General features: G+C 32.7%; 15 protein-coding genes and 1 tRNA gene. 11 read left to right on the forward strand and 5 right to left on the reverse strand.

What is annotated here, in order from left to right; all coding sequences use genetic code 11:
* Position 1: 1 nt before the first annotated feature.
* A complete protein-coding gene (locus tag ACSVH5_RS04735) occupies positions 2-676 on the forward strand; it encodes an ABC transporter ATP-binding protein (protein WP_438060308.1) in 675 nt (224 codons plus the stop codon).
* Positions 677-680: 4 nt separating this feature from the next.
* Here ACSVH5_RS04735 and ACSVH5_RS04740 read toward each other — a convergent pair whose 3' ends face one another.
* A complete protein-coding gene (locus tag ACSVH5_RS04740) occupies positions 681-1250 on the reverse strand; it encodes a pentapeptide repeat-containing protein (protein ID WP_438060309.1) in 570 nt (189 codons plus the stop codon).
* 210 nt (positions 1251-1460) lie between these two features.
* On the opposite strand from ACSVH5_RS04740, the gene ACSVH5_RS04745 reads away from it, so the two are divergent.
* On the forward strand, positions 1461-2507 hold the full coding sequence (locus ACSVH5_RS04745; RefSeq protein WP_438060310.1) for an NAD(P)-dependent alcohol dehydrogenase: 1047 nt from the start codon (positions 1461-1463) through the stop codon (positions 2505-2507).
* A gap of 33 nt (positions 2508-2540) precedes the next feature.
* Here the strand turns inward: ACSVH5_RS04745 and ACSVH5_RS04750 are convergent.
* Positions 2541-2617: transfer RNA gene (locus ACSVH5_RS04750), tRNA-Arg, on the reverse strand.
* Between the two features lie 112 nt (positions 2618-2729).
* Between ACSVH5_RS04750 and ACSVH5_RS04755 the strand changes: the two genes are divergently transcribed.
* Positions 2730-3242 (forward strand): adenine phosphoribosyltransferase, encoded by a 513-nt coding sequence (locus tag ACSVH5_RS04755; RefSeq protein WP_438060311.1) that lies wholly within the window; start codon positions 2730-2732, stop codon positions 3240-3242.
* Positions 3243-3309: 67 nt separating this feature from the next.
* Here the strand turns inward: ACSVH5_RS04755 and ACSVH5_RS04760 are convergent, their stop codons facing one another.
* Complete coding sequence (locus ACSVH5_RS04760; RefSeq protein ID WP_438060312.1) at positions 3310-3450, reverse strand: SsrA-binding protein; 141 nt, start codon at positions 3448-3450, stop codon at positions 3310-3312.
* Between the two features lie 683 nt (positions 3451-4133).
* On the opposite strand from ACSVH5_RS04760, the gene pfkA reads away from it, so the two are divergent.
* The 4 genes from pfkA (at position 4134) to ACSVH5_RS04780 (ending at position 7532) form a co-directional block, all read left to right on the forward strand.
* On the forward strand, positions 4134-5120 hold the full coding sequence (pfkA, locus tag ACSVH5_RS04765; RefSeq protein WP_438060313.1) for a 6-phosphofructokinase: 987 nt from the start codon (positions 4134-4136) through the stop codon (positions 5118-5120).
* Between the two features lie 53 nt (positions 5121-5173).
* Positions 5174-6178, forward strand: coding sequence for a type I glyceraldehyde-3-phosphate dehydrogenase (gene gap / locus ACSVH5_RS04770; protein ID WP_438060314.1), 1005 nt, complete (start codon positions 5174-5176; stop codon positions 6176-6178).
* A gap of 123 nt (positions 6179-6301) precedes the next feature.
* The gene (locus ACSVH5_RS04775; protein ID WP_438060315.1) at positions 6302-7153 is read left to right on the forward strand and encodes an N-acetylglucosamine kinase; all 852 of its coding nucleotides are present in this window, start codon (positions 6302-6304) and stop codon (positions 7151-7153) included.
* Between the two features lie 4 nt (positions 7154-7157).
* Positions 7158-7532 (forward strand): methylglyoxal synthase, encoded by a 375-nt coding sequence (locus tag ACSVH5_RS04780; RefSeq protein WP_438060316.1) that lies wholly within the window; start codon positions 7158-7160, stop codon positions 7530-7532.
* Here ACSVH5_RS04780 and ACSVH5_RS04785 read toward each other — a convergent pair.
* Together ACSVH5_RS04785 and ACSVH5_RS04790 are read right to left on the reverse strand one after the other, a co-directional pair.
* Positions 7513-7893 (reverse strand): RidA family protein, encoded by a 381-nt coding sequence (locus ACSVH5_RS04785; RefSeq protein ID WP_438060317.1) that lies wholly within the window; start codon positions 7891-7893, stop codon positions 7513-7515. The genes ACSVH5_RS04780 and ACSVH5_RS04785 overlap by 20 nt on opposite strands.
* 10 nt (positions 7894-7903) lie before the next feature.
* A complete protein-coding gene (locus tag ACSVH5_RS04790) occupies positions 7904-10666 on the reverse strand; it encodes a putative LPS assembly protein LptD (protein WP_438060318.1) in 2763 nt (920 codons plus the stop codon).
* 60 nt (positions 10667-10726) lie between these two features.
* On the opposite strand from ACSVH5_RS04790, the gene ACSVH5_RS04795 reads away from it, so the two are divergent.
* From ACSVH5_RS04795 to ACSVH5_RS04810, 4 genes are read left to right on the forward strand one after another with little or no spacing between them, the layout of a single operon-like run.
* Positions 10727-11872, forward strand: a complete 1146-nt coding sequence (locus ACSVH5_RS04795; RefSeq protein WP_438060319.1) for an N-acetylmuramoyl-L-alanine amidase family protein — start codon at positions 10727-10729, stop codon at positions 11870-11872.
* Positions 11873-11920: 48 nt separating this feature from the next.
* Positions 11921-12886 (forward strand): MlaD family protein, encoded by a 966-nt coding sequence (locus ACSVH5_RS04800; RefSeq protein ID WP_438060320.1) that lies wholly within the window; start codon positions 11921-11923, stop codon positions 12884-12886.
* Between the two features lie 4 nt (positions 12887-12890).
* Positions 12891-14222, forward strand: a complete 1332-nt coding sequence (locus ACSVH5_RS04805) for a 4Fe-4S dicluster domain-containing protein (protein ID WP_438060321.1) — start codon at positions 12891-12893, stop codon at positions 14220-14222.
* 60 nt (positions 14223-14282) lie between these two features.
* Complete coding sequence (locus tag ACSVH5_RS04810) at positions 14283-15074, forward strand: (Fe-S)-binding protein (RefSeq protein WP_438060322.1); 792 nt, start codon at positions 14283-14285, stop codon at positions 15072-15074.
* The last annotated feature ends 16 nt before the right edge of the window (positions 15075-15090 follow it).

The following is a 15090-nucleotide window of genomic DNA, read 5'->3' on the forward strand; positions in this document are numbered from 1 at the left end:
GATGGAAAAAAATATTTTACAAACTATCGGATTGACAAAATATTTTTACGATCCTATTCAGTTTCAAGTTTTGAAAAACATTGATATGAATGTCAATAAAGGAGAATTTGTTTCAATTGTTGGAAAATCAGGTTGTGGAAAGTCTACTTTATTGTATCTACTTTCAACTATGGATACCGATTATGAAGGGCAATTGTTTATAGATGGTAAACTCATAACAGGAAAGTCCGATAAAGAATTAGCATTAATTCGGAATGAGAAAATAGGTTTTGTATTTCAATTTCATTATTTACTCAGCGAGTATAATGTTTTAAGGAATGTTATGTTACCTGGAATGAAACTAGCTAAGTTATCCGAAGAGGAAATTGAGTCTAAAGCTATGGAGCATTTAAAAACATTAGAAATGCACGAACATGCTCTAAAGATGCCTAATCAATTAAGTGGAGGGCAAAAACAGCGGGTAGCAATTGCTAGAGCTTTAATCAATGATCCTTTGATAATCATGGGAGATGAGCCTACTGGAAATTTAGACAAAAAAAATAGCGATATGGTTTTTGATATTTTTAAACAATTAACTCAGGAACAAAAACAAACACTACTAATTGTAACACATGACAATGATTTTTCAGAACGTTCAGATAGAACGATAACCATGTTAGACGGTCAAATCGTGTAAATAATTAATACACTTGTAAATCATGTTTAAAGAGTAAGCCATTTACTTCCTTCAAACCAAAAATTGCTTTTTTGATCTTGGTTTTTGTAGGGTCTATGGTGTAATTAAAGCTGGTTTTGAAATTTGCTTTACTAGCATTTGCTTTGTCAAATTCAGCACGATATAAGTTACAGTTATCAAAATGCACCTCGGTTAAATCGGAAGCCATAAAATCAACTGCTATCAGACTACAGTTTTCAAAGGTGGTTCCTTTTATTTTTTGGGTGTAAAATTTAGAAAAGTCCAATTTGCAATTATAGAAATTTATATCAAATAGTAATTTGTCACACATGGCAAAATTAACATCTTTAATTTGACAATTTCTAAATGTGACAGTTCTCAAGGCTACATGATTGATATGGGCGCCATTAAAATTACACCCCAGAAAAGTACAATCAATAAATGTTACATCCATAAAATTGCAAGACCTAAAATCACAGCTTTTGAAAGTACAACATTCAAATTCCTGATGATTTAGTTCATCTCTACTATAGGATATTAGCTGGTAGTTTTGATCAAAATTATAATGTTGCATCTGTTTGTTAAGCTAATTTCAAGAAAACTATCAAAGAAAAGACATTTTGATTTTACTTTAGAATTATTTTTGAATTAACTTTTATAACAGTAAGGGAAAGCGATAGACATGTAATCTTTTTGAAGTTCGATTGTGTAATTTAAAATACATATAACTTGCTGTAATTCAGTTGAATTGTTTAATTTTATTGAAATTTAAAAAAGTAAGATCATGATAGCTACTAAAGGATATGCAGTTCAAGATGCGCAATCAGACTTGGCACCTTGGAATTTTGAAAGAAGAGCCGTTGGACCACATGATGTACAATTTGATATTCTTTTTTGTGGAGTGTGTCATAGTGATTTACATCAAATAAAGGATGATTGGGGTGGTGCCATTTTTCCAATGGTTCCAGGTCATGAAATTGTAGGTAGAGTTGTTGCTGTGGGGAGTCATGTTAAAAAATTTAAAATTGGCGACTTAGCAGGTACAGGTTGTTTAGTTGATTCTTGCAGAACATGTGATAATTGCAAAGAAGGGTTAGAACAGTTTTGTTCCAATGGATTTAGTGCAACCTATAATGGAATGGAACAAGATCATAAAACCCCTACTTATGGAGGGTACTCCAATACCATTGTGGTGCACGAAGATTTTGTTTTACATATCTCTGATAAACTTGATTTGGCAGCAACTGCACCTTTGCTTTGTGCCGGAATTACAACCTACTCACCTCTTAAATTTTTAGGAGTTGGGAAGGGACATAAATTAGCAGTTTTAGGACTTGGGGGACTAGGTCATATGGCAGTTAAATTTGGAGTTGCTTTTGGGGCCGAAGTAACTGTTTTGAGTACATCGCCCAATAAAGAATCCGACGCAAAGAAGCTGGGGGCACATAAATTCGTTGTAACTTCAGATCCAATACAATTGCAAAGTGTTACTGGATATTTTGATTTTATAGTAGATACTGTTTCGGCACAGCACGATATTAATAAGTATATTAATTTACTTTCTGTGAAGGGAACCCATGTATGTATTGGAGTTCCGCCAGCGGCCTATGAATTATATCCAGCCGGGTTGATTTTTGGTCGAAAAAGTATCGTAGGGTCCTTAATTGGAGGATTACCTGAAACACAAGAAATGTTGGATTTTTGTGCAGTAAACAATATCACTTCTGATATTGAATTGATAGATATAAAAAATATCAATGAAGCTTATGATAGAATGGTAAAAGGAGATGTTCGATATCGTTTTGTAATTGACATGAAAACATTAAAATAAAAAAACCCTAAACAATGAATGTTCAGGGTTTTGTGGTGACCTCGACTGGATTCAAACCAGTAACCTTCTGAGCCGTAATCAGATGCGCTATTCAGTTGCGCCACGAGGCCTTTTGTTACAAATAGTGTACTAATAGAGATTAATTGTAAACTTGTTTGCGGGTGCAAATATAGGAATAAATGTGTAATTTGCAAGTGTAATTTTGTATAAAAATAAAAAAATATGACAGTTCATAAGTATGTTCGTGATATTCAAGACTTTCCTATCGATGGAGTTGTATTCAAAGATATCACACCACTATTAATTAATCCTATTGCAAGAAAAGAATGCTTGTCTATTTTGGTAGCTAATCTTCGGGATAAAGGAATTGACAAAGTAATTGGGATAGAAAGTAGAGGTTTCTTTTTCGGAACTTTAATTGCTCAAGAATTAAATGTTGGTTTTGTACCTGTTCGAAAACCTAACAAATTGCCCTTTACTACCATTGCAGCTTCTTATGATTTAGAATATGGTAAAGATACCTTAGAGATTCATACTGATGCCATTCAAAAAGGGGATCGAGTGCTTATTCATGACGATGTTTTAGCAACTGGAGGAACGGCTAAGGCGGTATGTGAATTGGTAGAAAAGTTAGGTGGAACTATTGTGCAATGTAACTTTATTATGGAACTAACTTTTTTAAATGGCAGAAAAAAATTAGGGACAAATGCTATTTTTGCGGCAATAACATACTAAAAAAAAACAGTACTATATTGCTGAAATTCGCCCATACATGATTTTAATAAATTCAACTTGGATGTTTCTATTTTAAAGCTCTTTTGGTAATAGCATAGCGATATCCAATAATTGCCAATTGCCATTTCTTGGCTTTTGAGATGTCTAATCCTTGCTTGGTAAAACTGGGTAGGAGCATCTTGTTAACTTTTGATAAAAATTTGAACATAGTATCTTTTTTTTCAAAGATATAAAAAAGAAGTCTTATTTGAGTTTCAATATATATACGAAATCGCCTTTAGTAACAGCTTTGTTGCAAACAAACACCAATAAGTAAAAGGCGACCCGAGCGAAGTGAATTGGTGAAGCATATCATATATGACCTATAAAAAGCAAAATTTACATATATGAAAAAATTGAGTAATTTTTATAAATGATGGGTTCTAATATATTATTTGATCCGAATACTTAGCAGAAATTTATCGAAACAAGAGTAAATCAAACACTCAATTAAATTATAATAGAAAAGCAAATGTAGTTCTTTGAACGTTTGCAAGGTAACAATGTCAATTTAGTTAATAATATTGAATTTATTTTTAAAGTGAGTACTTCGAATAGGTTGTTTGAGTTGTTGTTTATTTTTTATTAAGTAAAAGTACATTTTTGTTCTTTATTTTTACATTTAAAGTAAGTTATTGTTTAAGAATAACTTGAAGACAATGTTTAAAAAAATGCGAATATTGCAAAATACAAACTCAATTTTGGTTATTGTTAAAAAATATTGATTTTTTTTTACCAAAATGAAAACTTATCAACGAAAACGTTTGAATTTTAGCTATTTTATTAAAAATATAATAAATCACTATATTAAGTAATCGATGTTTATTAAATTTACATATTAATACTAAAAAAATGTCAAAAACAATAAAAAAAATAGGTGTTCTTACCTCAGGAGGTGACTCACCAGGTATGAATGCAGCTATTCGTTCGGTAGTACGTACCTGTGCATTTCATAATATAGAATGTGTTGGTATATATAGAGGTTATCAAGGGATGATTGAAGGAGATTTCAAAGAATTAGGCCCAAGAAGTGTTAATAATATCATTAATAAAGGAGGTACTTTTTTGAAGTCAGCGCGTTCGGCGGAGTTTAGAACTCCTGAAGGACGAAAAAAAGCCTATGATAATTTAGTTAAAGAAGGTGTTGATGCATTAGTTGTTATCGGGGGTGATGGTTCGTTTACAGGTGGATTGATGTTTAATTCGGAATATAATTTTCCTGTTATCGGAATTCCAGGAACCATTGATAATGATATTTTCGGGACTAGTCATACCTTAGGATATGATACAGCTTTAAATACTGTTGTGGAAGTCATTGATAAAATACGAGATACAGCCAGTTCTCATAATCGACTCTTTTTAATTGAAGTAATGGGTAGGGATGCTGGACATATCGCGTTAAACGCTGGTATTGGAGCTGGTGCCGAAGAAATTTTAATACCTGAAGAAGATTTGGGATTAGAAAGATTGTTAGATTCTCTCAAAAAAAGTAAATCTACAGGAAAAACTTCGAGTATAGTAGTGATTGCAGAAGGAGATAAGATTGGTAAAAACGTCTTTGAATTAAAGGATTACATTGAGTCTAATTTTCCAGAATATGATGTTCGTGTCTCAGTGTTAGGGCACATGCAAAGAGGTGGAGCTCCTTCATGTTTTGATAGAGTTTTAGCAAGTAGACTAGGTGTAAAAGCAGTCGAATCATTACTTGAAGGGAAATCGAATTTTATGGTTGGTTTATTGAATGATAAAATTTCATTAACTCCCTTAGAACAAGCAATCAAAGGTCATACAGAAATAGACAGAGAACTACTAAGAGTATCTGATATTATGTCAATTTAGTATAAAATAAAACAAACAAATAAAAAGAAGAAAATAATTTAAATTTAGAAACAATGTCAAAAGTAAAATTAGGAATAAATGGTTTTGGTAGAATTGGAAGAATCGTATTTAGAGAATCTTTCAATAGAGATAATGTAGAAGTAGTTGCAATCAATGATTTATTAGATGTAGATCATTTAGCTTACTTATTGAAATATGATTCTGTACACGGACGTTTTGATGGAACGGTTGAGGTGAAAGAAGGAAAATTATTTGTAAACGGAAGAAACATCCGTATAACTTCAGAAAGAAATCCTGCTGATTTGAAATGGAATGAAGTAGATGTAGATGTAGTTGCTGAATGTACCGGTATTTTTACCACATTAGAAACAGCAAACGAACATATTAAAGGTGGAGCCAAAAAAGTGATTATATCTGCACCATCAGCTGACGCACCAATGTTCGTAATGGGAGTGAATCATCAAGAAGCAAAAGCAACAGATTTAATTGTTTCTAATGCTTCATGTACTACTAACTGCCTAGCTCCATTAGCAAAAGTAATTAATGATAATTTTGGAATTGTAGAAGCATTAATGACAACTGTTCACGCAACTACATCAACTCAAATGACTGCTGATGGTCCTTCAAGAAAAGACTGGAGAGGTGGACGTGCTGCTGCGATTAATATCATCCCTTCTTCAACTGGTGCGGCTAAAGCCGTTGGAAAAGTGATTCCTTCATTGAACGGAAAATTAACAGGTATGGCTTTTCGCGTACCAACTGCTGACGTATCGGTAGTAGATTTAACTGTAAAAGTAGCTAAAGAAACTTCATATGAAGAGATAATGGCAGCTTTGAAAACAGCTTCAGAAACAACAATGAAAGGTGTAATGGGATTCACTGAAGATGCTGTGGTTTCACAAGATTTTATTTCAGATAAAAGAACTTCTATTATCGATGCTGGAGCCGGAATTGGTTTAAATTCAACCTTTTTCAAATTAGTCTCTTGGTATGATAATGAATATGGTTACTCAAGTAAATTGATCGACTTGTCTGTTCATATTTCAGGTTTAAAATAAAAAAAAATAGATTTCAATAGCTTTAGCTATATAAATCTTGAAGTATTGCAAAAATAAAACACAAGAAATCTAACCCATTTCTTGTGTGTTTTTGTATACTAACAATTTTCAAAATATAAGAATATGAAATTAATAGTAGACAGTGGTTCAACAAAAGCGGATTGGATTGCCATTGATGAAAATGGAAAAGTCCTTTTTACCACTCAAACACTTGGTTTGAATCCTGAAATTCTTGAAGGACATGAAATCATTGATCGATTAAACGATCGTTTTGATATTACTCAAAATAAAAAAACAGCTACTCATTTATTTTTTTATGGGGCTGGTTGTGGAACAATTAGAATGAAAGAGTCTTTGACGCACATTTTTCAAGACTATTTTCCAAATGCTATAGTTTCGGTTGAAGAAGATACTTATGCAGCTGTTTATGCCACTACTCCAAAAGGCGAATCTGCAATAGTTAGTATTTTAGGAACTGGTTCAAATTGCAGTTTTTTTGATGGAAAAACATTGCATCAAAAAGTACAATCTTTGGGATATATTGTTATGGATGATTGTAGTGGAAATGTTTTTGGTAAAGAGTTAATTAGAAAATACTATTTCAATAAAATGCCTAAACACTTGGCATCGGAGTTTGAAAAAGATTATGATCTTGATCCAGATTTTATCAAAAGTAAATTGTATAAAGAACCCAATCCCAATGCCTATTTAGCAACGTTTGCAAAATTTTTAATCCAACACAAAGAAGAAGAATTCTGTAAAAAAATCATTTATAAAGGGATGAAATCTTTTGTGAAAAATTACATCAAACAATACGATAACTATCAAGAAGTACCCGTTCATTTTGTAGGTTCTATAGCTTTTTATTTAAAAGAAGAATTACAAGTGACTTTTGATAAATACGAAATGAAACTTGGCAACGTTTTGCGTAGACCTATTGATGGTTTGATAGCGTATCACGTAGCAAACAGTTAATACAATGGAAATCGCTATTATCGCGCATGATGGGAAGAAATCAGAATTGGTTCAGTTTTTAATCAAAAACAAATCAATTCTGAATTCTTCAAACATCAAACTAATTGCAACCGGAACTACAGGTGGGAAAGCGGAAGAAGCTGGTTTTAAAGTAAAAAAAATGCTTTCTGGACCACTTGGAGGTGATGCTCAAATTGCAGGTAGAGTAGGTGAAGGAAAAACGAATATGGTGCTTTTTTTTAAAGATCCGTTATCCAGTCACCCACACGAAGCTGATATCAATATGTTAATCAGAGTTTGCGATGTGCATAATGTGCCATTGGCTACAAATTTAGCCACAGCTCAGTTACTACTAAATGCTATAGCACAGCAATCATAGAGATTTCTACATTTACATTTTTTGGCAAACAAGCCACTTGAACCGTTTCACGAGCTGGAGCGGTTTTTTCGTTAAAATACGAACCATAAACTTCATTAATTGCCCCAAAATCATTCATGTCCATAATGAAAATACTTGTTTTAACAACATTCTCAAAGGTCATATTTGCTGCTGCTAAAACCGCTTTCATATTTTGCATGACTTGCTCGGTTTCTTCTTTAATAGAGTTTGTTACTAGTTCTCCAGTCGCTGGATTAATGGCGATTTGTCCTGAAGTATATAGCGTGTCTCCTTTTAATACTGCTTGATTATAAGGACCAATAGGTGAAGGTGCTTTGTCTGTAAAAATAATTTGTTTCATAAAATAAATGTTATCGTATGGTTCTATCGTTTACGCGTTGCTTGTTCCATTTGATGTCACTTAAGACACCTGATTTGATTCCAATAAAGAAATTCCAATTCGCATAGTCACCAAAAGGAGTCCAATTGAAATCCATTCTCCAGCTTAACAAATCTCTTTCAAAACGTATTTGTGTAAATGTGATGCCTTTTTGCACAAAATCATAACCGGTTGAAATTCCTGTTTTCCATTTCGGAGTTAAATCAGCATTGGCAGAAATCATGATGGAATTATTGATTATTTTCTTTTCGCGATTATTATTTCCATAAGTTAATGAATAGGCAAATGTCATGTTCCATGGTAACTTGGATTTGAAAAAAGTCGTAATTGCATCTTCTCCTTTGGAAGTATCATTTTCATCAAATTGACTTTTTTGATTTAAAATATCCCTACTTTTTCCAAATAAATCATCTTCTCTCCCTCCATTTCGAGTTACTTGATCGTCTTTTTTTGTCCCGTCAAAATCATTACTAGATATAGCATAATTTAAAGTAAAATTAGCACTAGTCATTCTAAACAAACTACCGCCATTGTTGATGTTATAGATGTTAATTCTGTTACCTGAATTGTCAATTGCATAGGGGTCAAGTGTAGCTCCAAAATTGACATTCATTTTATCTTTAAATAGCAAAGTTCCTCCACTTACACGAACCGGTGCCCAAGCCAAAGTGGTTTTGCCATCAGCATTTAGATCATAATTTGTTGATAGATTAAAATTGTTCAAAAGCATTATTTTCTTCGGTTCTACTTTTGTAGTATCGCTATCGGTTACTTTGGCTTCAAAAGTATTGCTTAAGTCAAAACCAATGTTGTTTGAGTTCGACAAGCCAGGTACACCATAAATACCTCCTTCAAATCGAGTGTAGGGTTTTATCATTGTCCCGCTTGCATCTGCGGCATAGGTGTCATAATACTTTTCGAAACTTGGAGTGTAACCATAGGATATGGAAGGACGCATGACGTGTCTAATAGATTTAATTTTTTTATCTTTTCCAAAATTAAAAGTTCCGTATACAGTGGTTCCAATGCTACTAGAAAGGGAATACGTTCTAAATGCATCAAACCCATTGATGGTTTCGTCAATGACCTTGCTTTGATTGGAGTCGTAAAATTTCCGTATGGTTTTTAGATACCAAACTTCATTATAATTAGCAGAAGCAGAAGCGCTAAAATATTTAAATAATTTAAAATTGGTGCTTATGGGGATACTATGTTGCATTCCAACTTGGGCATTTCTAAACATTTCAGGCTTGAAGAATAAAGAATCTGTAGTAACAAAACTATTTCGTCCGTTTAAATTATACTGCAAATTGATATTTTTAATTATTCCTTTTTTTATACCATCCCCTTTGGCAAATGGAAAAATCCTGTCAACACTCAATTGAAGGGTTGGAAGGGTCATATTGATTTCACTTGTTTGAGTATTTTGAGAATGTGTAGCAGACAAAGACATTCGAACTTGTGGAATTGAATTGAATGTTTTGGCATATGAAACCGATGAACTTAAAGTGTTGTTAAGATTGGATCCTAAATTGACAATGTTAATTGATTGTTGAAAATATTTACTACTACCTAGATTGACAGAGGCTGAAAAGCTAGAATTAGGATTTGATTTTGAATCTTTAGAATGCGACCACTGAATGTTGTAAATTGTTTGCTTTGAGTAATCAGGATACCCTCTTTCGCTATTGATTAAATTCTCGAATCTGAAATTTACATTACCTCTATAATTGTATCTTTTGGCATAGCTCGACTCAATTCTCATTCCATAACTTCCGTTAGTGTAGTAATCTCCAAGCACCGTTAGGTCGTAATGGTCGCTCAATGCGAAATAATAGCCAAAATTTTGTAATGAAAAGCCACGGGAGTTAGAATCGTTATAATTGGGTAAAATAATTCCAGATACACTAGTTTCTTTACTCATTGGAAAATAGGCAAAGGGTAGGGCAATTGGGGTTGGAACATCAGCAATAACCATATTAGTCAATCCAGTAATGACTTTTTTACCAGGAATAAATTTCACTTTATTGGTTTGAAAATAATATTCAGGATTATCAACATCTTTTGAAGTGGTAAATCGTGCTCCTTTAAGGAAATAGACTGAATCATTTTCTTTTTTGGTTATGGCAGCTTTAATTTTAAATTCGCCTTGATCTGATCTTGAATTCCAAATCAGTGCTTTTTTGGTTTTAAAATTGAATCGAATCGAATCAGGTTCAACAATATTCGTGCCTTGTTTAAAATTTGGAAATTGTGTGAATTTACCAGTTGAGTCTTTAATTCGTCCAGCATATACTTCGTTTTTTTCATAATCCATAACGATGATACCTGACTTTAACTCAATGTCTTTATAGTATAATTCTGCATTATCATAAAGGGTAATTAGTTTTTTCTTTTGATCAATTTTAGCGTAATCACTTGACTTATATTTTACTTTGCCCTCAAGAAATGCTTTTTTTTCTTTTATAGTGTCTTTTTTAATGGTATCTGTTTTGGTTTCAACAGTAACTTTCGAATTGTCTTGATTTTTATTTTCCTTTTTATTTTCTTTTTTTGGAGGAATTGCAGTTGTTTTTTTCTTAATATCTTGTGAATAAACACAAGTGTTCCCTAAAGTAAGAAAAAATGATAATAAAACGATATTAAATAAGTTTGTATGCAAAGGTTTTAATGCTATTTTTGTAAAAATGATGTATTGTTTTTGAGACACCAAACTTACATATATTTTTTGCAAAAGTAATCAATTAACAAAATTATAGCTGACGTCACCTAATAAAATTAACTTTTTAAATTTATGAATACTCCGACTTGTTTAAAACTGAAGTTTATTTTTTTCTTTCTTTTTTGTTCTGTTTTAGCCTATAGTCAAACCGAGATTTTCCGTGTGGCTTTAGATGCAGGACATGGAGGCCATGATTCTGGTGCGAAATATAGTGGTCGAGTTGAAAAAGATGTAGCTTTAGCTGTAGTTTTGAAAGTGGGTAAAATCCTTGAGGATTCCAAAAAGGTAGAAGTGGTTTATACCCGTAAAACGGATGTGTTTATTGATTTAATTGAACGCGCTAATATTGCCAATAGAGCTAGGGCCTCTATTTTTGTTTCGATACATTGCAATGCCAATAAAAATACTGCTGCAGATGGTACTGAGACTTATGTAATGGGGATGACGAAAATTGCTTCGAATTTGGAAGCAGCTAAGAAAGAGAACTCTGTAATTACTTTGGAAAAAGACTATAAACAGAAATACGAAGGATTTGATCCCAATTCTCCAGAAACAATGATTGGAATGACCTTAATGCAAGAGGAATATCTAGATAATAGTATTTCATTGGCATCTAACATTGAGGAGGAGTTTCAAACCCTTGGCAAGAAAATTCGCGGAGGCGGAGTTAAACAAGCGCCCTATATGGTTTTACACAAAGCATATATGCCAAGAGTTTTAATTGAAATGGGGTTTATATCTAATCCTGCCGAGGGAGCAATTTTGGTATCAGAAGAAGGTCAAAATGATTTAGCCCAAGCCATAGCAAAAGCGATCTTAAAATACAAAAACGAATTTTTTGAAAATGAAAGTTTTGATAACTTTCCAGTGCCTAAATTGGATTCTACTGAAAAAAAAGAAGTGATACAACCTAAAGAATCTTCTGAAGTGCATGAAACCCCAAAGGTTGCTACACTACCAACTACAGGGACTGTTTTTAAAGTGCAATTGTCTGCAAGTTATGTTCAATTAGAATTGCAACCTAAAAATTTTAAAGGGTTACAATTGATTTCAATGGAACATGAAGCCAATTTGTATAAGTATTTTTATGGCGAAACTTCTGATTATAATATCGCTAAAGAAAATTTAAAAACAGCTAAGGCTAAAGGATTTGATACGGCCTATTTAGTTGCTTATAAAAATGGAAAAAAGATTAGTATACAAGAAGCTTTGAAATAATTCAATGAAGTTAAATTTTTGTATTATTTTTGCCCAAAATCTTATATTTTGAAACTAACAAGAGAAATTAAAGCAGCTATAATAGTAATTAGTGCTATTTTATTATTTATTTGGGGTTATAGTTTTTTAAAAGGGCGAGAACTTTTTACAAATTATAAAACCTACTATGTAGAATATGATAATGTAGAAGGGATTGCGCCCTCTTCTAATGTTACATTAAATGGTTTGGTTATTGGTAAAGTTACCGCAATTACCATTAATAATGTTACTGGTAAACTTCAAGTAGAATTACAACTAAAAACAGATTTTCCAATTTCAAAATCCAGTACGGCTGTAATATATGAGCCCGGATTGATTGGTGGAAAACAAATTGCTATACACCCCAATCTTAACGATAAAGTTCTAATTGAAGACGGTGATTCACTAAAAGGAAATGTGGAATTAGGTTTGGCAGCTAGTATGGGTAACAAATTAGTGCCTATTCAACAAAAAATTGAAAAACTATTAGCCAATGCAGATCAATTGATCACTGGAATTAATTCGGTATTGGATAAAAAAGGGCAAGCAGATTTAAAGCATAGTTTGGCTGAGTTGAGTAAAACAATGGAACAGTTTCACAAAGCATCAAATAGCGTTAATGGTATTTTAGACCATAATTCTGCTAAAATTAATGGGGTGGTAACTAATTTTAATAAAATTTCAGGTGATTTTTCTAAAATTTCAGATTCTTTACAAAAGGCAGATTTAGGAAAAACAGTAAGAGATTTAAATAAAACACTAGCTACAGTAGACAAAATCATGGCTAATCTTCAATCAGGAAAAGGAACAATGGGGAAATTACTTAATGATGAAGCGCTATATGCTAATTTATCTAAAACATCAAAAGAGCTGGAATTGTTACTACAAGATGTTCGCTTAAATCCAACGAGATATGTTAATGTTTCCGTTTTTGGTAAAAAAAATAAGCCTTATGTAGCTCCTGCAACTGATTCAATAGTAAAAGCTAATAACTAATTATATGAATTTTTTAGACAATGTATTGTTCGCCATCGTTTTGGCAATTGGTTTTGGATATTTCTTTAGGAATGTCAAGAAAATCATTCGAAACATTAAGTTAGGTACTGCAGTTGACCGAAGTGATAATCCTAAAGAACGATGGAAAAATATGGCAATGATTGCCTTAGGTCAATCCAAAATGGTCAAAAGACCAGTTGCTGGAATTTTACATATTGTTGTTTATTTGGGATTCATAATCATTAATATTGAATTATTAGAAATCATTATTGATGGACTTTTTGGCACACATCGTGTTTTTGCTTTTTTGGGAACGACTTATGATTTCCTAATTGGTTCTTTTGAGATTTTAGCTGTTTTAGTGATACTAGCTGTTGTTACTTTTTGGATTAGAAGAAATAGTATTCGTTTAAAGCGTTTTATAAGTTCAGACTTGAATGGATATCCTAAGAATGACGCGAATTATATTTTATATTTTGAAGTAGTTTTGATGTCTTTGTTTTTGTTAATGAATGCATCCGATTTGCATTTGCAACAAGTACCGGGAGGCTTTTCTCATTTCATCAAAGCGGGTTCCTTTCCAATTAGTCAATTTATAGAGCCAATTTTCAATGGAATGTCTAACGAATTGGTGATGCTTTTATCAGAAGCTTTTTGGTGGTTGCATATTGTAGGTATTTTGATTTTTATGAATTATTTGTATTTTTCAAAACACTTGCATATTCTTTTGGCTTTCCCAAATACTTATTTTGCCAACTTAAAACCTCAAGGTCAATTTGATAATTTAGCTTCAGTTACAAATGAAGTGAAGTTAATGATGGATCCAAATGCAGATCCTTTTGCAGCTCCTACTGATGCTAATGCAGCTCCAAGTAAATTTGGCGCCAGCGATGTAATGGATTTGAATTGGGTGCAATTAATGAATGCATATACTTGTACAGAATGTGGACGTTGTACTTCTTCATGTCCAGCAAATCAAACAGGTAAGAAGCTGTCTCCACGTAAGATTATGATGGATACAAGAGACCGTTTGGAAGAAGTGGGAAGAAATATTGACAAAAACAAAGGTGTTTTTGTACCAGATTCAGTTTCGCTTTTGAATAATTACATTACTGCTGAAGAACTTTGGGCATGTACTTCTTGTAATGCATGTGTTGAAGAATGCCCTGTAAATATTAGTCCATTATCAATCATTTTGGATATGCGTCGTTATTTGGTAATGGAACAAAGTGCTGCACCAATGCCTTTGAATGCAATGATGACCAATATTGAAAATAACGGTGCTCCTTGGCAATACAATCAACAAGACCGATTGAATTGGAAAAACGAAATATAATAAAAGTTTAAATTTTTAATTGGTTAAGTACATAACCAATTAACTAATAACCAAAATACAATGTCAGAAAATTTAGTAGTGCCTACAATGGCCGAAATGTTAGCTCAAGGCAAACAACCAGAAGTATTGTTTTGGGTAGGTTGTGCTGGAAGTTTTGACGACAGAGCCAAAAAAATCACCAAAGCATTTGTTAGAATTCTAAATCGATCTAACGTTTCTTTTGCAGTTTTGGGAACAGAGGAAAGTTGTACAGGAGACCCAGCTAAGAGAGCAGGTAACGAATTTTTGTTTCAAATGCAAGCCATGATGAATATTGAGGTTTTGAATGCATACGAAGCTAAAAAAATCGTAACTGCTTGTCCTCATTGTTTTAATACATTAAAAAATGAATATCCTGAATTGGGTGGTCACTATGAAGTTGTACATCATACTGAATTTTTAAAATCGTTACTTGATGATGGTCGTTTGACAATTGAAGGGGGGCAATTTAAAGGTAAAAAAATCACTTTCCATGATCCTTGTTATTTAGGAAGAGCGAATCAAATTTATGAAGCGCCAAGAGATTTAATCCAAAAATTAGACGCTGAATTAGTAGAAATGAAGCGTGCTAAAGCGAATGGATTATGTTGTGGTGCTGGTGGCGCTCAAATGTTTAAAGATGCAGAACCTGGTAATAAAGAAGTTAACATCGAAAGAACTGAGGACGCTTTACAAGTACAGCCAAATATTATTGCTGCTGGCTGTCCTTTCTGTAATACCATGCTAACTGATGGTATAAAAAATAAAGAAAAAGAAGCTGATGTAAAGGTGTTAGACATAGCTGAACTTATTGCTAATGCTCAAGATTTATAATAGAATTTAATTCAAA

The sequence above is a fragment of the Flavobacterium sp. RSSA_27 genome (genome assembly GCF_051547125.1).
Lineage (GTDB): Bacteria > Bacteroidota > Bacteroidia > Flavobacteriales > Flavobacteriaceae > Flavobacterium.